Below are 13,128 nucleotides of genomic sequence, written 5' to 3'. Positions count from 1 at the left end.
CTTCAGGCGGTGACTCTCCGTTCGGCGGTGTCGTAGGTCAGCGATTCGCCGGTCTCGGGGTCGAAGTACTGCAGCGAGTCCCGGTCGAATCGGAGGTTCACCTCGTCGCCCCGCTCGACGGTCGTATCCGGGTCGACGGCGGCCTTGATGGTCTGGCCGGTGTCGAGCGTGAGTTCGAGCACCGTCTTCTCGCCTTGGGGCTCGACGACCTCGACGGTGGCGGGGTGGACGTTCGCCGGGACGCCGTCCTGATTGAGCGCGATGTTCTCGGGTCGGATGCCGAGGACGACGCGGTCGTCGAGGTACGGGTCGAGTTCGTCGGTGAACTCGTCGGGAACGTCGTGGGTCTCCCCGCCGAGGTCGAGTTCGAACTTGCCGCCGGCGGCCGCTTCGAGGGTTCCTTCGAGGAAGTTCATGCTCGGCGACCCGAGGAAGCCGGCGACGAACATGTTCCGCGGGTTCGTGTAGACGTGGGTCGGCGCGCCGACCTGCTGAATCTGGCCGGCGTCCATCACCGCTATCTGGTCGGCCAGCGTCATCGCCTCGACTTGGTCGTGGGTGACGTACACCGTCGTCGTCGACAGTTCCTCGTGGAGCTTGTTGAGTTCGGCGCGCATCTGAACCCGCAGCTTCGCGTCCAGATTCGACAGCGGCTCGTCCATCAGGAACACCGAAGGGTCCCGGACGATGGCCCGCCCCAAGGCGACGCGCTGTTGTTGCCCGCCCGAGAGTTCGGCCGGCCGGCGGTCCAGCAGTTCCCCGATCTGGAGGAGTTCCGCGGCCTCGCTGACCCGCTGAGTGATGGTGTCCTCGTCCGCGCCGTGCTGTTCGAGCCCGAAGCGCATGTTCTCGCGGACGGTCTTGTGCGGGTACAGCGCGTAGTTCTGGAACACCATCGCGATGTCGCGCTCGTATGCCCGCTGGTCGTTGACGACCTCGTCGCCGATGCGAATCTCGCCGTCGGTGGCCCGTTCGAGGCCGGCGATGAGCCGCAGCGTCGTCGTCTTGCCACAGCCCGAGGGGCCGACCAGAACGGTGAAGCTCTCGTCGGGGATGTCGAGCGAGATGCCGTCGACCGCGGTGACGTCGTCGAATCGCTTTACCAAGTCGTTGAGTTCTACGTGTGCCATAGTGATTACTCCTTGACAGCTCCTTGCGTGAGTCCGCTCACGATGTACCGCTGGAAGAACAGCCCGAACAGGATGCCGGGCAGGGCGGCTATCATGCCGCCGGCCGCGAGGTGCGCCCAGTCGACGAAGTCGTCGGCCACGAACAGCGAAACGGCGATGGGCAGCGTCTGTGCCTGCTCCGAAGAAGTGAGAACGAGCGCGAAGACGAACTCGTTCCACGAGAAGATGAAGGCGAGAATCGCCGTCGCGGCGATACCCGGTTTCGCCATCGGGAGGATTATCTTGACGAACCCCTCCCAGCGCGAGCAGCCGTCGATGCGGGCCTGCTCGTCGAGCGACTCGGGGACGCCGTCGAAGTAGTTCTTCATTATCCAGACCGCGAAGGGAAGGTTGAAGAACGTGTACGTCAGGATGAGCGCGACGCGCGTGTCGTAGAGGCTCCCCGTGAACGCGCCGATGAGCGGCGGGTTCGACATGATGCTGAAGAAGGGGACGATGAGCGCGATGGGTGGAATCATCCGCGCACCGACGATAGACAACAGCAGCGTCTTGTTGCCCACGAAGTCGTACCGGGAGAACGAGTACCCCGTGACGGTCCCCAGCGTGACACAGACGACGGTGGTCGTCGTGGCGACGACGAGGCTGTTCAGCGTGTACAGTTCGAACGGCCGGTTCTGGAATATCTCGACGTAGTTGCTGACCGTCGGCTGTGACGGGACGAAGGAGATGGGGACGTTCAGCACCGCCCCGCTGGGCTTGATGCTCGTGATGAAGATGAAGTATATCGGGAACCAGATGACGAAGACGTACAGCCCCAACAGCGCGTACGCGACGAGTCGCTCGCGGACGACGTGGGACCACTCGTTGTCGGTATCCAGCCCGAGTGTGCGAGTCAGTCGGTCGATGGGTGATTGTTTCGTGCTCATCGTCAGTAGGGGGATTCACCGAAGACCCGGTACAGCGCCGCCACGATGACGAACGTCACCGCGAGCAGGACGACGCCCAGCGCTGCACCCTCTCCGGGGCGGTTGAACACCTGTGCCGTGCGGTAGAGCCACGACGCCCAGACCTCGGTGGACTTGCCCGGGCCACCCTGTGTCATCACCCACACGAGGTCGAGCGCGCGGATGTCGAAGATGATGCGGATGGTCAGCGCAACGAGGATGGACGGCTTCAGGAACGGGTAGGTGACGTTCCGGAACCGCGAGATTCGGCCCGCGCCGTCGACCTCGGCGGCGTCGTAGAGCTGTTCGGGGACGTTCTGGAGCCCCGCCAGCAGGATGATGATGATGAAGGGGGTGAACACCCAGATGTCCGCGATGACGAGCGCCATCATCGCCAGCGTCCCGTCCGAGAAGAACGCTATCTTGCTCGAGAGGAGCCCGGACTGGGTGAGCAGGCCGTTGATGGCCCCGTACTCGGAGTTGAACATCCACCGCCACATCAGCCCGCTCATGACGTACGGGAGAATCCACGGGACGATGACGGCGGTCCGGAACCACCCGCGGCCCTTCAGGTCCTTGTCCAGCAACAGCGCGATACCCAGCCCCAGCACGAACGAGATGCTCACGCTCAGGCCGACGTAGACGACGGTGTGCCACGTTATCGAGACGAAATCCGGCGCGAGTCCGAGGACCGTCCCGCTCCCGCCCTCGGCGAAGACGAGGCGTCTGAAGTTCCGGAGGCCGACGAACTCCCGCTGCCCGTCTATCGGGTTCGTCCAGAAGACGCTGCTCCAGAGGAGCTTGAGCGTCGGGTAGACGATGATGGCGGCTATCCAGAGCATCGTCGGCCCGACCGTCAGCGGAACGAACAGCCGGTCGAGTTTGCGTCGCAGTGAGTGTTTCTCTGTCGACATTTGAATTGGCGTCTAATGTAGATAGCTGGCGGTGCGACGTTACAGCAGGCCGATGTCCTCGTAGAGGCTCTGGATGTTGCTCTGAGCGGCTTCGAGGGCGGCCTGCGGGTCCTTATCGCCCAGCAGCGCGGGCGTGAGCTGCTCGGAGAGGTAGTCGTCGACCTGTGGCTGTGCGAGGTAGGTCTCGCTTTGCGCGTTTTCGAGGTTGTACTGCATATCCTCGAGCAGGAAGGACGGGTACTTCTCCTGAATCGCGTCGGCCTCGTACACCGACGGGATGACCGCCGGGTTCCCCTCGACCACCATGTTGGTCCGGGACGACGCCGGCGTGGTCATGAAGCGGGCGAACTCCTTGGCCGCGCGCTTGCGCTCGGAGAACGCCGAGACGCTGATACCGTTCGTGTCCTGGAACGTCGCGCGCGACTCCGGACCGGCCGGCGGGCGGGCGCTGCCGACGCGCTCCTCGCCCCAGTCGTCGGCGTTGAGCGCGCGCGAGCCAAGCGGAGTCCACGACTCGACGGTGGCGAGTTGGCCGGCGATGAACGTGTCGCCGACGCCGCCCTCGCCCATGCTGGAGATGCCGTCCGGGATGAGGTCGTTCTCGCGCAGTCGGGTGAAAAAGTCCATGACCTCCATCCCCGCGTCGACGAAGACCGGCTCGTTGCTGTCGTTGAACAGCTGTCCGCCGGCCTGATAGAGGAACTGCTTGAACGTGAACACGTCCTTGTTCGACCACGTGAAGGCGAACGCCGACGTGTCGTCGGTGGTGAGCTGCTGGCCCGTCGAGACGACCTCGTCCCACGTCTGGGGTGGCTCGCTGACGCCCTGTGCCTCGAAGTGTTGCTTGTCGTAGAGGTAGGTCCCCCACTTGCCGAACTCCGGGGCCATGTACGTCTTGCCGTCGAGCGTGACGAGGTCACGAAGGTTCGACGGGTAGTTCGACATGTGGCCGTCACCGAGTTCGAGCGGTTCGAGCCAGTCGGAGGCGACGAAGTCCGCCAGCCACCACGTCGGCCCGTTGAACGCGTCGACCGTCGCGTCCTGATTGCGCCAGATGGTCGTGAGGCTGGTCTTGAGGTTGTTCCACGGCACTTCGTTGACCTCGACGGAGATACCGGTCTCCTCCTCGAACCGGTTGATGTTCTCTCGGGTCCCGGGGTCGTACTGCAGGCTCCCCGCGTTGTAGAAGACGAGGGAGTCCGCCATCGACTCGGAGCCGGTCCCGGTCGACGTTCCGGAGCCGCCGTCGCCACCGTCGCCGGAACCGCCGTCGGAGGAGCCACCACAGCCCGCGAGGGCGACCGTCCCGACGGCACCGGCACTCTTGATGAACGTTCTTCGGGTACGAGTTCGGGTTTCCTGCATACAACCATTCACAATATAGCCATGGTTAATAAATCATGTGGTTATTTGATTGTATTCGCTCACGTCCCAATCACACACCATTATTGAACTACGTTTAGATGCCGTCTGAGAGCATCACTATCGGCTGATATATGACATCCGCGAGGTATCGAGGCGAAAAACCGCTCACACCCACCGAGCGTTTGAGTGATTTCGCTCACTCCGTTCACACGTGGACGGCGCGGACATTCGGGCCACGCGGCGCGGACCGTCGGGCCGCCCACCGAGCGCGCCGAGTCGTCAGTCGGCGTGGGGCGTCACTCGCCGCCGAACCCGACCAGTTCGGCGTCGGCCCGCGCGTGCTCGGCGGCCGCGTCGAGGTCGAACTCGCGGACCACCTCGCCGTCCCGGACCAGCGGCTCCATGAGCGAGTCGGCGTCGCCCGGCGGGTCGGCGTCGGCCAAGGCGACGTGGTGGCCGCCGTCGGCGGTCCGGTAGACCGCCTTCTTGCCGGTGAGCTTCCCCCGCTTGGCCGCCGGCTCGCCGCCGACCTCGACGATGTCCAGCGAGAAGTCCAGCGGGTCGGCGTTCGAGACGTAGCTCCCGACGCCGAAGCCGTCGGCCACGTCCCGGAGACCGCGGAGCTGTTCGGGGCCGAGACCGCCCGAGACGAACACGTCGAGGTCGTCGCGGCCGTGGGCGTCGAGCGTCCACCGGACCTCGCGGACGATGTGTCTGAAATCGCCCCGCCGGGAGCCGGTGGTGTCCAGCCGCACGCCGTCGAGGTCGTCGACCGCCGCCGCCGCCCGCAGCGCCTCGTCGACCTCGTCGGTGTAGGTGTCGGTCAGCGCGATGCGGGGCGTGTCGGCGGGCACCGCCTCGTCGAAGGCCTGCCACGCCGCCTCCTGCTCGCCCCGGCCGAAGCAGATGACCAGCGCGTGTGGCATCGTCCCGCCGGCCTCCCGGCCCAACACGTCGCCGGCGGCGACGTTCGAGAAGCCGTCCAGCCCGCCCAGCAGCGCCGACCGCTCGACCATCGCGCCCAGCGACGGGTGGACGTGCCGGGAGCCAAACGACAGCACCGTCGATTCGGGTGCGGCGCGGCGGGCCGAAAGCGCGTGGGTCGCAACGCCGGTGGGGTGAGAGAGCAGACCCAGCAGCGCGGTTTCCAGCCGGCAGAACTCCAGATACGGCCCCTCGATTCGCATCACCGGCCCGCCGTCGAACAGCGTCCCCTCGGGCAGCGCGTCAACGTCGACGCCGCGGCCCTCGAAGAGGCGGGCGGCGTCTTTCAGCCCCGCAAGCAGGTCCCACGCCCCGGTGGCGAACTGGTCAGCGGTCACTTCCGCGACCACGTCCGGGTTCCTGCCGGCGTGTTCGAGCGCCTCCACCGTCCGGTCGAAGTACGCGTCCGTCGCCCGCCCCGACCGGATGGCGTCGGGCGAGACGATGTCGAAGTCGTCGCTCATGGGTGTGCTTGTGCGGGGAGCCTGAAAAAGCGGTCCGGTCGGCCCCGACCGGCACCGGACGCCGGCGACGGGCCACGGCCCCCTCAGGGGGCCGTCGTCTCGCCGCCCGGGACGGTCGCCTCCTCGTCGGCCCGCGGGAGCCGCATGGTCACGACGGTTCCCCGTGGCGCGTTCGGTTCGAAGTCGAGGGCACCACCGATGTCACGTAGTATCCAACTGACCTCCCAGAGACCGAGGCCGCTCGTGTGCTCTAGCTGTGAACGGTCGCGCTCGTCGTTGAGGAGTTCGGACTCGGACTCGGGGATGCCGGGGCCGTCGTCGGCGACCCGGAGTTCGACGTACTCGCCGTCGGCGCTCTCGCCAGCGGTGAGCGTCACCGTCGGCGCGTCGGTGTCGTTGTGGACGGCCGCGTTCTCGACGACGTTGCCGACGGCGACCGACAGGGCGTCGGTAGCCGCGACCGGCGGTGCGTCGTCGACATCGACGGTGACCGTCACCGCGGGGAACTGGTCGCGGACCGACGCGACCGGGTCGGCGACTACGTCGGCGAGGGGGGCGGCGTAGGTCTCGAACTCGCCGGAGACGACTGATTCCACGGCCCGGGTCTGCTCGCTGATACGTTTGAGGTCGTCGACGGCCTCCTGAATCTGGCGGGCGAGCGACTCGCGGTCCCCGTCGAGGTCCTCCTCTAACACCTCGGCGGTGCCGTAGGCCACGTCCATCCGGTTGCGGATGTCGTGGCGCAGCGTCCGAGAGAGTACCTGCAGGCGCTCGCGACGCTGCTTCCGGTCGGTCACGTCGACGTAGTAGGCGTACTGCTCGCCGTCGAGGTGGTCGTCGACCGGGGCGGTCACGCGGACGAACTCTCGTTGCCCGTGGTCGGTCTCTAAGGTCACCTCCACCTCGGTCCAGTCGGTCCCCTCGGTGTCTGGCTGGGGCGCGACCGAGCGCTCGGCGCTCTCGATAGGGTCTGGCTCCTCGTCGGGCGGGCGCAACACCGTCCGGAGGTCCCGGCCCGCGAGGTCCGCCTCGTCGTACCCGAAGACCTCCTCGAAGGCCGGGTTGACCATCTCGACGTGCACCTCGTCGCCCTCGAACCGGACCGCGATGACCGGGTTGGGGACGTTCTCGAACAGCGCGGCGAACTGGTCGCGCTCGCGGGCCAGCGCCCGCTGTGTCGACACGCGCTCGGCGTCGTACAGCCCCACGCCGAGTCCGGCGGCGACGGTCATCCCGCCGAGGGACACGGCGACGGCGAGGGGCTTGAACTGCGACTGGAGCGACTGGCTGGCCACCATCAGCGCCGCGACAGCGAGGACGGCGAGGACCGCACGGCTCCCCCAGTAGCTCGTCCGGTCGACCTGTAGCTCGTCGGCGTCGGCGAGGACCCAGTAGCCGGCCCCGACCAGTCCGAGTCCGACAGCGAAGGTCACGACGTTCTCTACGACGGTCGTCCACAGGGGATCGGACTGCTGGACCGAGTCGACGTAGACGTCGACGGCCCCCAACGCGACCGCCGCCACGCCGACAGCCCCGACTAGCGCGGCGGTCGAGAGTCGGCGAGCGCCCCCGTTCACGCGGTGTCTCCCACCAGTGCAGTAACGACTGAGTTCCCGAATCGCATTCGTATCGTTGACGTGTTACGGACCCCCAAGAGATAACTCACACGGTCGGCTGGGGGCCTACTCAGTCGTCGTCGGACTCCAGCAGCGCCGTCGAGAGCCGGCTCTTGCGGTGTGCGACTTGGAGGTGGACGTAGACGTCGTCGGTGGTGCCACGGCCGCCACAGATCGGACACTGCGTCAGGTCCGCGGCGTCCGCCGACCCGTCCCCGACCTCGCCGTCGAGGCCGAGCGTCACCGGTCTGCGGTCGTCTCCCGCGCGGTCCCCGCGTTCGGTCTCGGGGTCGCTCGCCCTGAGCATACGAGACTAGTAGATTCGATTACACATAAACGCGTATATGAGGGGTCGGGACCGCTACTGTGGCGGCCGTAGCAATATAGAGCGGCACGCAGACCGGGCGTCGCCCGACGAGCGTGGTCCGTGTAGGACCGGAAGGCGGCCGGTCCCTCAGTCGGGCGGCCGGTGGACGCCGTCAAGCGCGCCGACGGTCGGCGCGTTGACGACGCGGACGGTCCGATTGTGCCGGACCACACGGAAGGCGTCGGCGAACCGGCTGGTCCCGGGGACGACGTATACCCCCGCCCGCGACCGGTCTGCGTCGTGGTGTTCGACGAGCGCGCCCCGGTAGGCCGCGGCGAACTCGCGGGCGTCGGCCGCGCTGTCCCACCGCGTCGTCCAGACGTAACCGTAGCCGCCCGAGCCGTTCCGGTACGGGACGAGACTGTCGCCGGCCCACCCCTCGGAGGGCGCGCTCTCGTAGCTGTAGCGGTCCGCGTCGGTCCGGTTGTTGTGGTACATCGTGGCGAAGATAGAGGCCTCGCCGACGGTGTCGGCCACCGGGTCGTGGTCGAAGCGCGACCACTCGCTGTTCGAGCGGTCCGGGACGGTGACGGCGACCGGGCGCTCGTCGGGGTAGCGCTCGGGGTGGATGACCTGCTCGCTGCTGTCGGGAACGTCGCCGTAGAGGTCGTCGACCGCCGTCCAGCCGCCGTCCTGCCGGACGCTGTGGACGAACCGCGGGCCGGAGACGTAGGGGTGGTAGATGACGGTGAACAGGCCCTCGTTGTAGCCGCCCGCGCCGCCGCTGTCGCCACCGTCGCCCGACCCGCCGGCGTCCGGGCGGGCGATACAGCCCCACTCGCTCCCACAGCGCTGTTCGTAGAGGACGCGGACGTAGTTGGCGTCGCCCTCGGTGACGCCCTGCCGGGCGAGTTGCGTGTCCTGAGTCTCCGGCGACCCGTCCAGCCCGAAGTGCTGGTCCTGCAGCGCGTGGACCAGTTCGTGGGCCAGCGTCGTCCGGTCGACGTGTGGCGTCTCGGTTGGGCTGACGACGACGATGCGGTCCCGGCTCGGCGAGTAGTACCCCTGCACCGCCGTCGAGAGGGTGTCGTCGATGGTCTCGCTGCTGCCCGAGGACTCGCCGATGAGCAACAGCGCCTCCCACACTTGGTCGTTCCACGGGTCCGCCGGCGGGCCGGCACTGTCGCCCCCGCCCGACGAGCGGTTGCGGTACTCGCTCCGGGAGATGACCTCGACGGGCACCGAGGACTCGAACTCGAGGCCCCGAATCCGCTCGACGCGGGCCATCGTCCGGTTGACGACGGCGTCGCGCTCGCTGGCGTTGAGGCCGTCGTCGGTCGTCACCGGGACGGGGTCGTCGTACCAGTAGCCACCTTCCCACCCCAGCGTGTCGTTGCCGGCGGGTTCGGCGGGATGACTGTCCCCGCCGAGGCCGGCGATAGGGACCGAACAGCCCGCCAGCAGGACGACGACCGCGACCAACAGGAGCCTACGCACCGTGGACCGCCTCCAGTTGGCCCGCGGTCGGCGCGTTCACGACGGTCACCCGCTGCCCGTCGACGCGTATCTCGACGGCGTCGGCGAAGGGGCTGTCGTCGGCGAGGGTCCAGACACCGTCGGTCCGGGTCCCGCCCCAGTGGGAGAGGACGGTCCGCCACGCGGCGGCGAACTCGCGGGCGTCGGCCGCGCTGTCCCACCGCGTCGCCCAGACGTAGCCCGTCTCCGGCCCGTTCTCGTAGACGACCATCCGGCCGCCGGCCCACCCGGTCGTCGCCGGCAGCGCGTAGTTGTACGGGTCGGCCCCGTCGAGGCCGCCGTCGGCGGCGTAGTTCAACACGTCGCGGCGCTGGGCGACCGCCGAGTCGTTGTAGTCGTCGGCCAGCGTGTACGCCATCGTCGCCGCGATGGCCGAGGGACCGACGACGGCGTAGTCGGGCCGGTCGCGGTCGGCGGAGGGGCGGACCCGCTCCCAGTCGGCGGTCGAGCGGTCGGGCACCGACACCGTCGCCGGCTCCCAGTCGGGGTAGCGCTCGGGGGCCATCACCTCGGTCGCGCCGTCGGGGGGGTCGCCGTAGGCGTCGTCGACCGCCGCCCACCCGCCGCGGTCCCGCAGCGCCCGGACGAACGTCGTCCCGTCGCTGTAGGGGAAGTAGGTCATGAACGTGATGCCGAAGTGGCGCTGGCCGCCGCCACCGCCGCCCGTCGAGCTATCCAGACACGACCACCGCTCGCCACAGCGGGCGGTGTACAGGCCAGTCACCGCCGAGGCGTCGCCCTCGACGAGGCCGTTGCGCCCTTGGACGGCGTCGCGGGTACGGGCGTCGCTGTCCAGTCCGAAGTGTTGGTCCTGCAGCGCGTGGACCAGTTCGTGGGCCAGCGTCGCCTCGTTGAGCGTCGGCGTCTCGGCGTCGGAGACGACGACTATCTCGTCGCTGCCGGGGCTGTAGTAGCCCAGCACGCCGGAGCCGAGCGTGCTATCTTGGACCGCCAGCGAGTCGCGGTCCTCGCCGACCAGAAACAGCGCCTCGAACTTCGCGTTGTCGAAGCGGCGCAACGCCTCGCCGTAGGTGCGGTTCCCCGAGCGCTCGCGGTACTCGCTCCGGGAGACGACCGAGACGGGGACCGACGACTCGAACTCCAGTCCTCGAACCCGCTCGACGCGGGCCATCGTGCGGGCGACCACGGCGCTTCGCTCGCTGGCGTTGAGGCCGTCGCCGGTCGTCACCGGGAGCGACTCGTCGTACCAGACGCCGCGCTCCCACCCCAGCCTGTCGCGCTCGGGGTCGGGCCGCGCGTCGTCGTTCGTCGCGGGCGTGGCCGGCGTCGCCGTGTCGGCAGGCGAGGCCGCTCCGGCACCGGACGGCCCGGTATCCCCGTCGGCCGCCGACGGGACCGCCCCGGGCGCTTGGCACCCGGCGAGGACGAGAAGCGCACAGCAACAGAGGAGGAGGGGCTGACGCATTACCCGACTCAGGGGGCAGACGGGCAAAAGTCACACGCTACCGCAAAGGTTGGTAGGCGCGCCGACACAACACACGCGCATGGAGTTCGACCCAGCCGACACCGCCGTGGTCGTCGTCGACATGCAGAACGGCTTCTGTCACCCGGAGGGGAGCCTCTACGCGCCCGACAGCGAGGCGGCCGTCGAACCGGTCGCGGCGCTGGTCGAGCGCGCGCGAACCGCGGGCGCGCCGGTCGTGTTCACCCGCGACGTTCACCCGCCCGACCAGTTCGAGGACGCCCACTACTACGACGAGTTCGAGCGGTGGGGCGAACACGTCGTCGAGGGGTCGTGGGAGACCGAACTGGTCGACGAACTCGCCCCGACCGAGGACGACCTCGTCGTCGTCAAGCACACCTACGACGCCTTCTACCGGACGCAACTGGAGGGGTGGCTCGACGCCCACGGCATCGACGACTTGGTCGTCTGCGGGACGCTGGCGAACGTCTGCGTCCTGCATACGGCCTCCAGCGCCGCCCTGCGGGACTACCGGCCCGTCCTCGTCGAGGACGCCATCGGCTTCATCGAGGCCGACCACCGCGAGTACGCGCTCGACCACGCCGACTGGCTGTTCGGCGAGGTGACCGACCGCGCGGACGTGACCTTCGCCTGAGCGAACCCGGCGTCCCGGGCGGCGCGGGACCTACGCGGACTCGACGGTCACCCGAACGTCGTCGCCGACGGCGAGGTCGACGGCCTCACCGACGAGTTTGACGCCGGCGGCGTCCCGCGAGGCGAACAGCGCCAGCCCCGTCACCGGGTCGCCGTTGGCAAGCACCCGAACGTCGTCCCACGCGACGGTGCGGCCGTCGGCGGTGCCGACCCGCCGGCCGGCGACGCTGACCGGGCCGCCGGCGTCGGCTCCCAACAGCCCGCCCCGGTCGTAGTGCGGGAGACCGCCGTCGAGCACGCCGCCGGCGTCCGCACCGCCCGCGAGGCCGACGAACCGCTCGCCGGGCGCGGGGTGGACCGGGCTATCCAGTCGCGCCCACGTCTCGCCGGCCTCGACGACCCGACCGGTGCCGTCCCACGCTACCGGCTCGGGGTCGACGGCCGTCTCGACCCGAAGCGACCCCGCCGCCCGGTAGGGGTCCGCGTCGCGGGACCGAAAGCCGAGATGGACGTGGTTCGGGACCCACGGCGCGAAAAAGCCCGCCCGCACCAGTTCGCCGAGGTCGTCGCCGACCGCGACGGCGTCGCCGGCCTCGACGGCTGGGTCGACGTGCAGGACTCTGGCGATGTGCTCGCCGATGTCGACCAGAATCAGGTGGTCGTGGTCGGCGGCGTAGGGCCGGGGCGGTGCCCGGACTTGCCGCGTCGCCAGTACCTCGCCGGCGACCGGCGACGGCGCGCGGTTCCCCGCCGGATAGAGGTCGATTGCACACCCCTCGTCGTGGGCGGCAAAGGGGGAGTTGTACAGCGAGAAGCGGTAGTACCGGAACAGGACCTCCCGCGGGACGGTGACCGCCATCGGCGGGCGTTGGCGGTCGGCGGGTATGTGCCTGTCGGGCGAGGGTTCAAGACCGAAGGCGGGGCCAGCCTGCGGCGTGCGCTGACTCGCGCCGCGACGGGCCGGCGGTCGCGCGACACGACCCGTCGCGGGCTGTTCGTGTCGCCTGCTCGCCACGGCGGGCGGGTCGCTCGCGCCGCCCGTGTTTTCAGCGTCGACGCCGTAGGGTCGCCCATGCGCCTCCTCCGCGGGCGGGCCGACGACCACGAAGCCGACTACGCGCGGACCCGAGCGGCGGTCGACCGCGTCGCCGACGGCGGCGGTCCCGCGCTCCGGGTCTGGACGCCCCACCGGCAGGTCGCGTTCGGCCGCCGGGACCGCCGGGCGGAGGGGTACGACCGCGCCCGCGCGGCCGCCACCGAGCGGGGGTACGCCGTCCTCGAACGCGCCGTCGGCGGCCGCGCGGTCGCCTACACCGGGACCACGGTCGCGTTCGCGCTCGCCGAACCGACCGCCGATGGCCGCGGCGACATCGGGACCCGGTACGACCGCGTGAGCGACGCGGTCGCGCGGGCGCTGGCCGACTGCGGCGTCGACGCCCGGGCGGGGGAACCGCCCGACGCGTTCTGTCCGGGCGCGCACTCGCTGCGGGCCGACGGGAAGGTCGCGGGCCTCGCACAGCGCGTGCGTCGAACGGTCGCCGTGACCGCCGGCGTGGTCGTCGTCCGCGACCACGATGCCGTCGCAGGCGTCCTCGCGCCGGTCTACGAGGCACTCGGCGTCCCCTTCGACCCCGACAGCGTCGGGAGCGTCGCGCGCGCCGGCGGGGACGGGACCCCCGAGCGGGTCGTCGCCGCGCTCGAAGCCCGCCTCGTCGGGGACCGCTCGGTCCGGTCGGTCGAGCGCGTCGGCGCGGTCCGGGAGACTTAGGGGCGGGCCCGACCCACTGCGGG

Annotated in this window: 12 protein-coding genes; 2 read left to right on the top strand and 10 right to left on the bottom strand. The window is 69.4% G+C overall.

Going from position 1 to position 13,128, the window contains the following annotated elements; all coding sequences use genetic code 11:
- Positions 1-2: 2 nt before the first annotated feature.
- The 9 genes from ACV7JO_RS15195 to ACV7JO_RS15155 form a co-directional block, all read right to left on the bottom strand.
- Positions 3-1,130: an ABC transporter ATP-binding protein gene (locus ACV7JO_RS15195; protein WP_470354254.1), complete on the bottom strand. Its 1,128-nt coding sequence runs from the start codon at positions 1,128-1,130 to the stop codon at positions 3-5.
- Between the two features lie 5 nt (positions 1,131-1,135).
- Positions 1,136-2,056 carry a carbohydrate ABC transporter permease gene (locus tag ACV7JO_RS15190; RefSeq protein WP_470354253.1) on the bottom strand — a complete coding sequence of 307 codons (921 nt, stop codon included), beginning with the start codon at positions 2,054-2,056 and terminating at the stop codon, positions 1,136-1,138.
- A 2-nt stretch (positions 2,057-2,058) separates the two neighbouring features.
- Positions 2,059-2,988: a carbohydrate ABC transporter permease gene (locus tag ACV7JO_RS15185; RefSeq protein ID WP_470354252.1), complete on the bottom strand. Its 930-nt coding sequence runs from the start codon at positions 2,986-2,988 to the stop codon at positions 2,059-2,061.
- A gap of 39 nt (positions 2,989-3,027) precedes the next feature.
- Entirely contained in the window at positions 3,028-4,353 is a 1,326-nt protein-coding gene (locus ACV7JO_RS15180) for an extracellular solute-binding protein (protein ID WP_470354251.1), read from the bottom strand.
- Between the two features lie 296 nt (positions 4,354-4,649).
- The gene (locus tag ACV7JO_RS15175; protein ID WP_470354250.1) at positions 4,650-5,801 is read right to left on the bottom strand and encodes a nicotinate phosphoribosyltransferase; all 1,152 of its coding nucleotides are present in this window, start codon (positions 5,799-5,801) and stop codon (positions 4,650-4,652) included.
- An 83-nt stretch (positions 5,802-5,884) separates the two neighbouring features.
- On the bottom strand, positions 5,885-7,378 hold the full coding sequence (locus ACV7JO_RS15170) for an ATP-binding protein (protein ID WP_470354249.1): 1,494 nt from the start codon (positions 7,376-7,378) through the stop codon (positions 5,885-5,887).
- Between the two features lie 109 nt (positions 7,379-7,487).
- Positions 7,488-7,724: a hypothetical protein gene (locus tag ACV7JO_RS15165; protein ID WP_470354248.1), complete on the bottom strand. Its 237-nt coding sequence runs from the start codon at positions 7,722-7,724 to the stop codon at positions 7,488-7,490.
- Positions 7,725-7,871: 147 nt separating this feature from the next.
- The gene (locus tag ACV7JO_RS15160; RefSeq protein WP_470354247.1) at positions 7,872-9,221 is read right to left on the bottom strand and encodes an Hvo_1808 family surface protein; all 1,350 of its coding nucleotides are present in this window, start codon (positions 9,219-9,221) and stop codon (positions 7,872-7,874) included.
- Positions 9,214-10,686 carry an Hvo_1808 family surface protein gene (locus tag ACV7JO_RS15155; RefSeq protein ID WP_470354246.1) on the bottom strand — a complete coding sequence of 491 codons (1,473 nt, stop codon included), beginning with the start codon at positions 10,684-10,686 and terminating at the stop codon, positions 9,214-9,216. Before ACV7JO_RS15155 ends, ACV7JO_RS15160 begins: the two co-directional genes overlap by 8 nt.
- A gap of 79 nt (positions 10,687-10,765) precedes the next feature.
- Here ACV7JO_RS15155 and ACV7JO_RS15150 point away from each other — a divergent pair, with 79 nt between their 5' ends.
- On the top strand, positions 10,766-11,338 hold the full coding sequence (locus ACV7JO_RS15150; RefSeq protein WP_470354245.1) for a cysteine hydrolase family protein: 573 nt from the start codon (positions 10,766-10,768) through the stop codon (positions 11,336-11,338).
- 30 nt (positions 11,339-11,368) lie between these two features.
- Here ACV7JO_RS15150 and ACV7JO_RS15145 read toward each other — a convergent pair whose 3' ends face one another.
- The gene (locus ACV7JO_RS15145) at positions 11,369-12,196 is read right to left on the bottom strand and encodes a DUF8155 domain-containing protein (protein WP_470354244.1); all 828 of its coding nucleotides are present in this window, start codon (positions 12,194-12,196) and stop codon (positions 11,369-11,371) included.
- A 213-nt stretch (positions 12,197-12,409) separates the two neighbouring features.
- On the opposite strand from ACV7JO_RS15145, the gene ACV7JO_RS15140 reads away from it, so the two are divergent.
- Entirely contained in the window at positions 12,410-13,105 is a 696-nt protein-coding gene (locus ACV7JO_RS15140) for a lipoyl protein ligase domain-containing protein (RefSeq protein ID WP_470354243.1), read from the top strand.
- Positions 13,106-13,128 lie beyond the last annotated feature (23 nt).

The sequence above is a fragment of the Haloarcula sp. MBLA0138 genome, from assembly GCF_055632455.1.
Note: the sequence above shows the minus strand (reverse complement) of the source record. Positions and strands in the feature narration are given on the sequence as shown.

What these genes read in the sequence shown, in the direction of transcription:
- ACV7JO_RS15180 (WP_470354251.1), bottom strand. Translation starts at nt 4,353, where the DNA reads ATGCAGGAAACCCGAACTCGTACCCGAAGAACGTTCATCAAGAGTGCC.
- ACV7JO_RS15145 (WP_470354244.1), bottom strand. Translation starts at nt 12,196, where the DNA reads ATGGCGGTCACCGTCCCGCGGGAGGTCCTGTTCCGGTACTACCGCTTC.
- ACV7JO_RS15185 (WP_470354252.1), bottom strand. Translation starts at nt 2,988, where the DNA reads ATGTCGACAGAGAAACACTCACTGCGACGCAAACTCGACCGGCTGTTC.
- ACV7JO_RS15175 (WP_470354250.1), bottom strand. Translation starts at nt 5,801, where the DNA reads ATGAGCGACGACTTCGACATCGTCTCGCCCGACGCCATCCGGTCGGGG.
- ACV7JO_RS15190 (WP_470354253.1), bottom strand. Translation starts at nt 2,056, where the DNA reads ATGAGCACGAAACAATCACCCATCGACCGACTGACTCGCACACTCGGG.
- ACV7JO_RS15195 (WP_470354254.1), bottom strand. Translation starts at nt 1,130, where the DNA reads ATGGCACACGTAGAACTCAACGACTTGGTAAAGCGATTCGACGACGTC.
- ACV7JO_RS15165 (WP_470354248.1), bottom strand. Translation starts at nt 7,724, where the DNA reads ATGCTCAGGGCGAGCGACCCCGAGACCGAACGCGGGGACCGCGCGGGA.
- ACV7JO_RS15150 (WP_470354245.1), top strand. Translation starts at nt 10,766, where the DNA reads ATGGAGTTCGACCCAGCCGACACCGCCGTGGTCGTCGTCGACATGCAG.
- ACV7JO_RS15155 (WP_470354246.1), bottom strand. Translation starts at nt 10,686, where the DNA reads ATGCGTCAGCCCCTCCTCCTCTGTTGCTGTGCGCTTCTCGTCCTCGCC.
- ACV7JO_RS15140 (WP_470354243.1), top strand. Translation starts at nt 12,410, where the DNA reads ATGCGCCTCCTCCGCGGGCGGGCCGACGACCACGAAGCCGACTACGCG.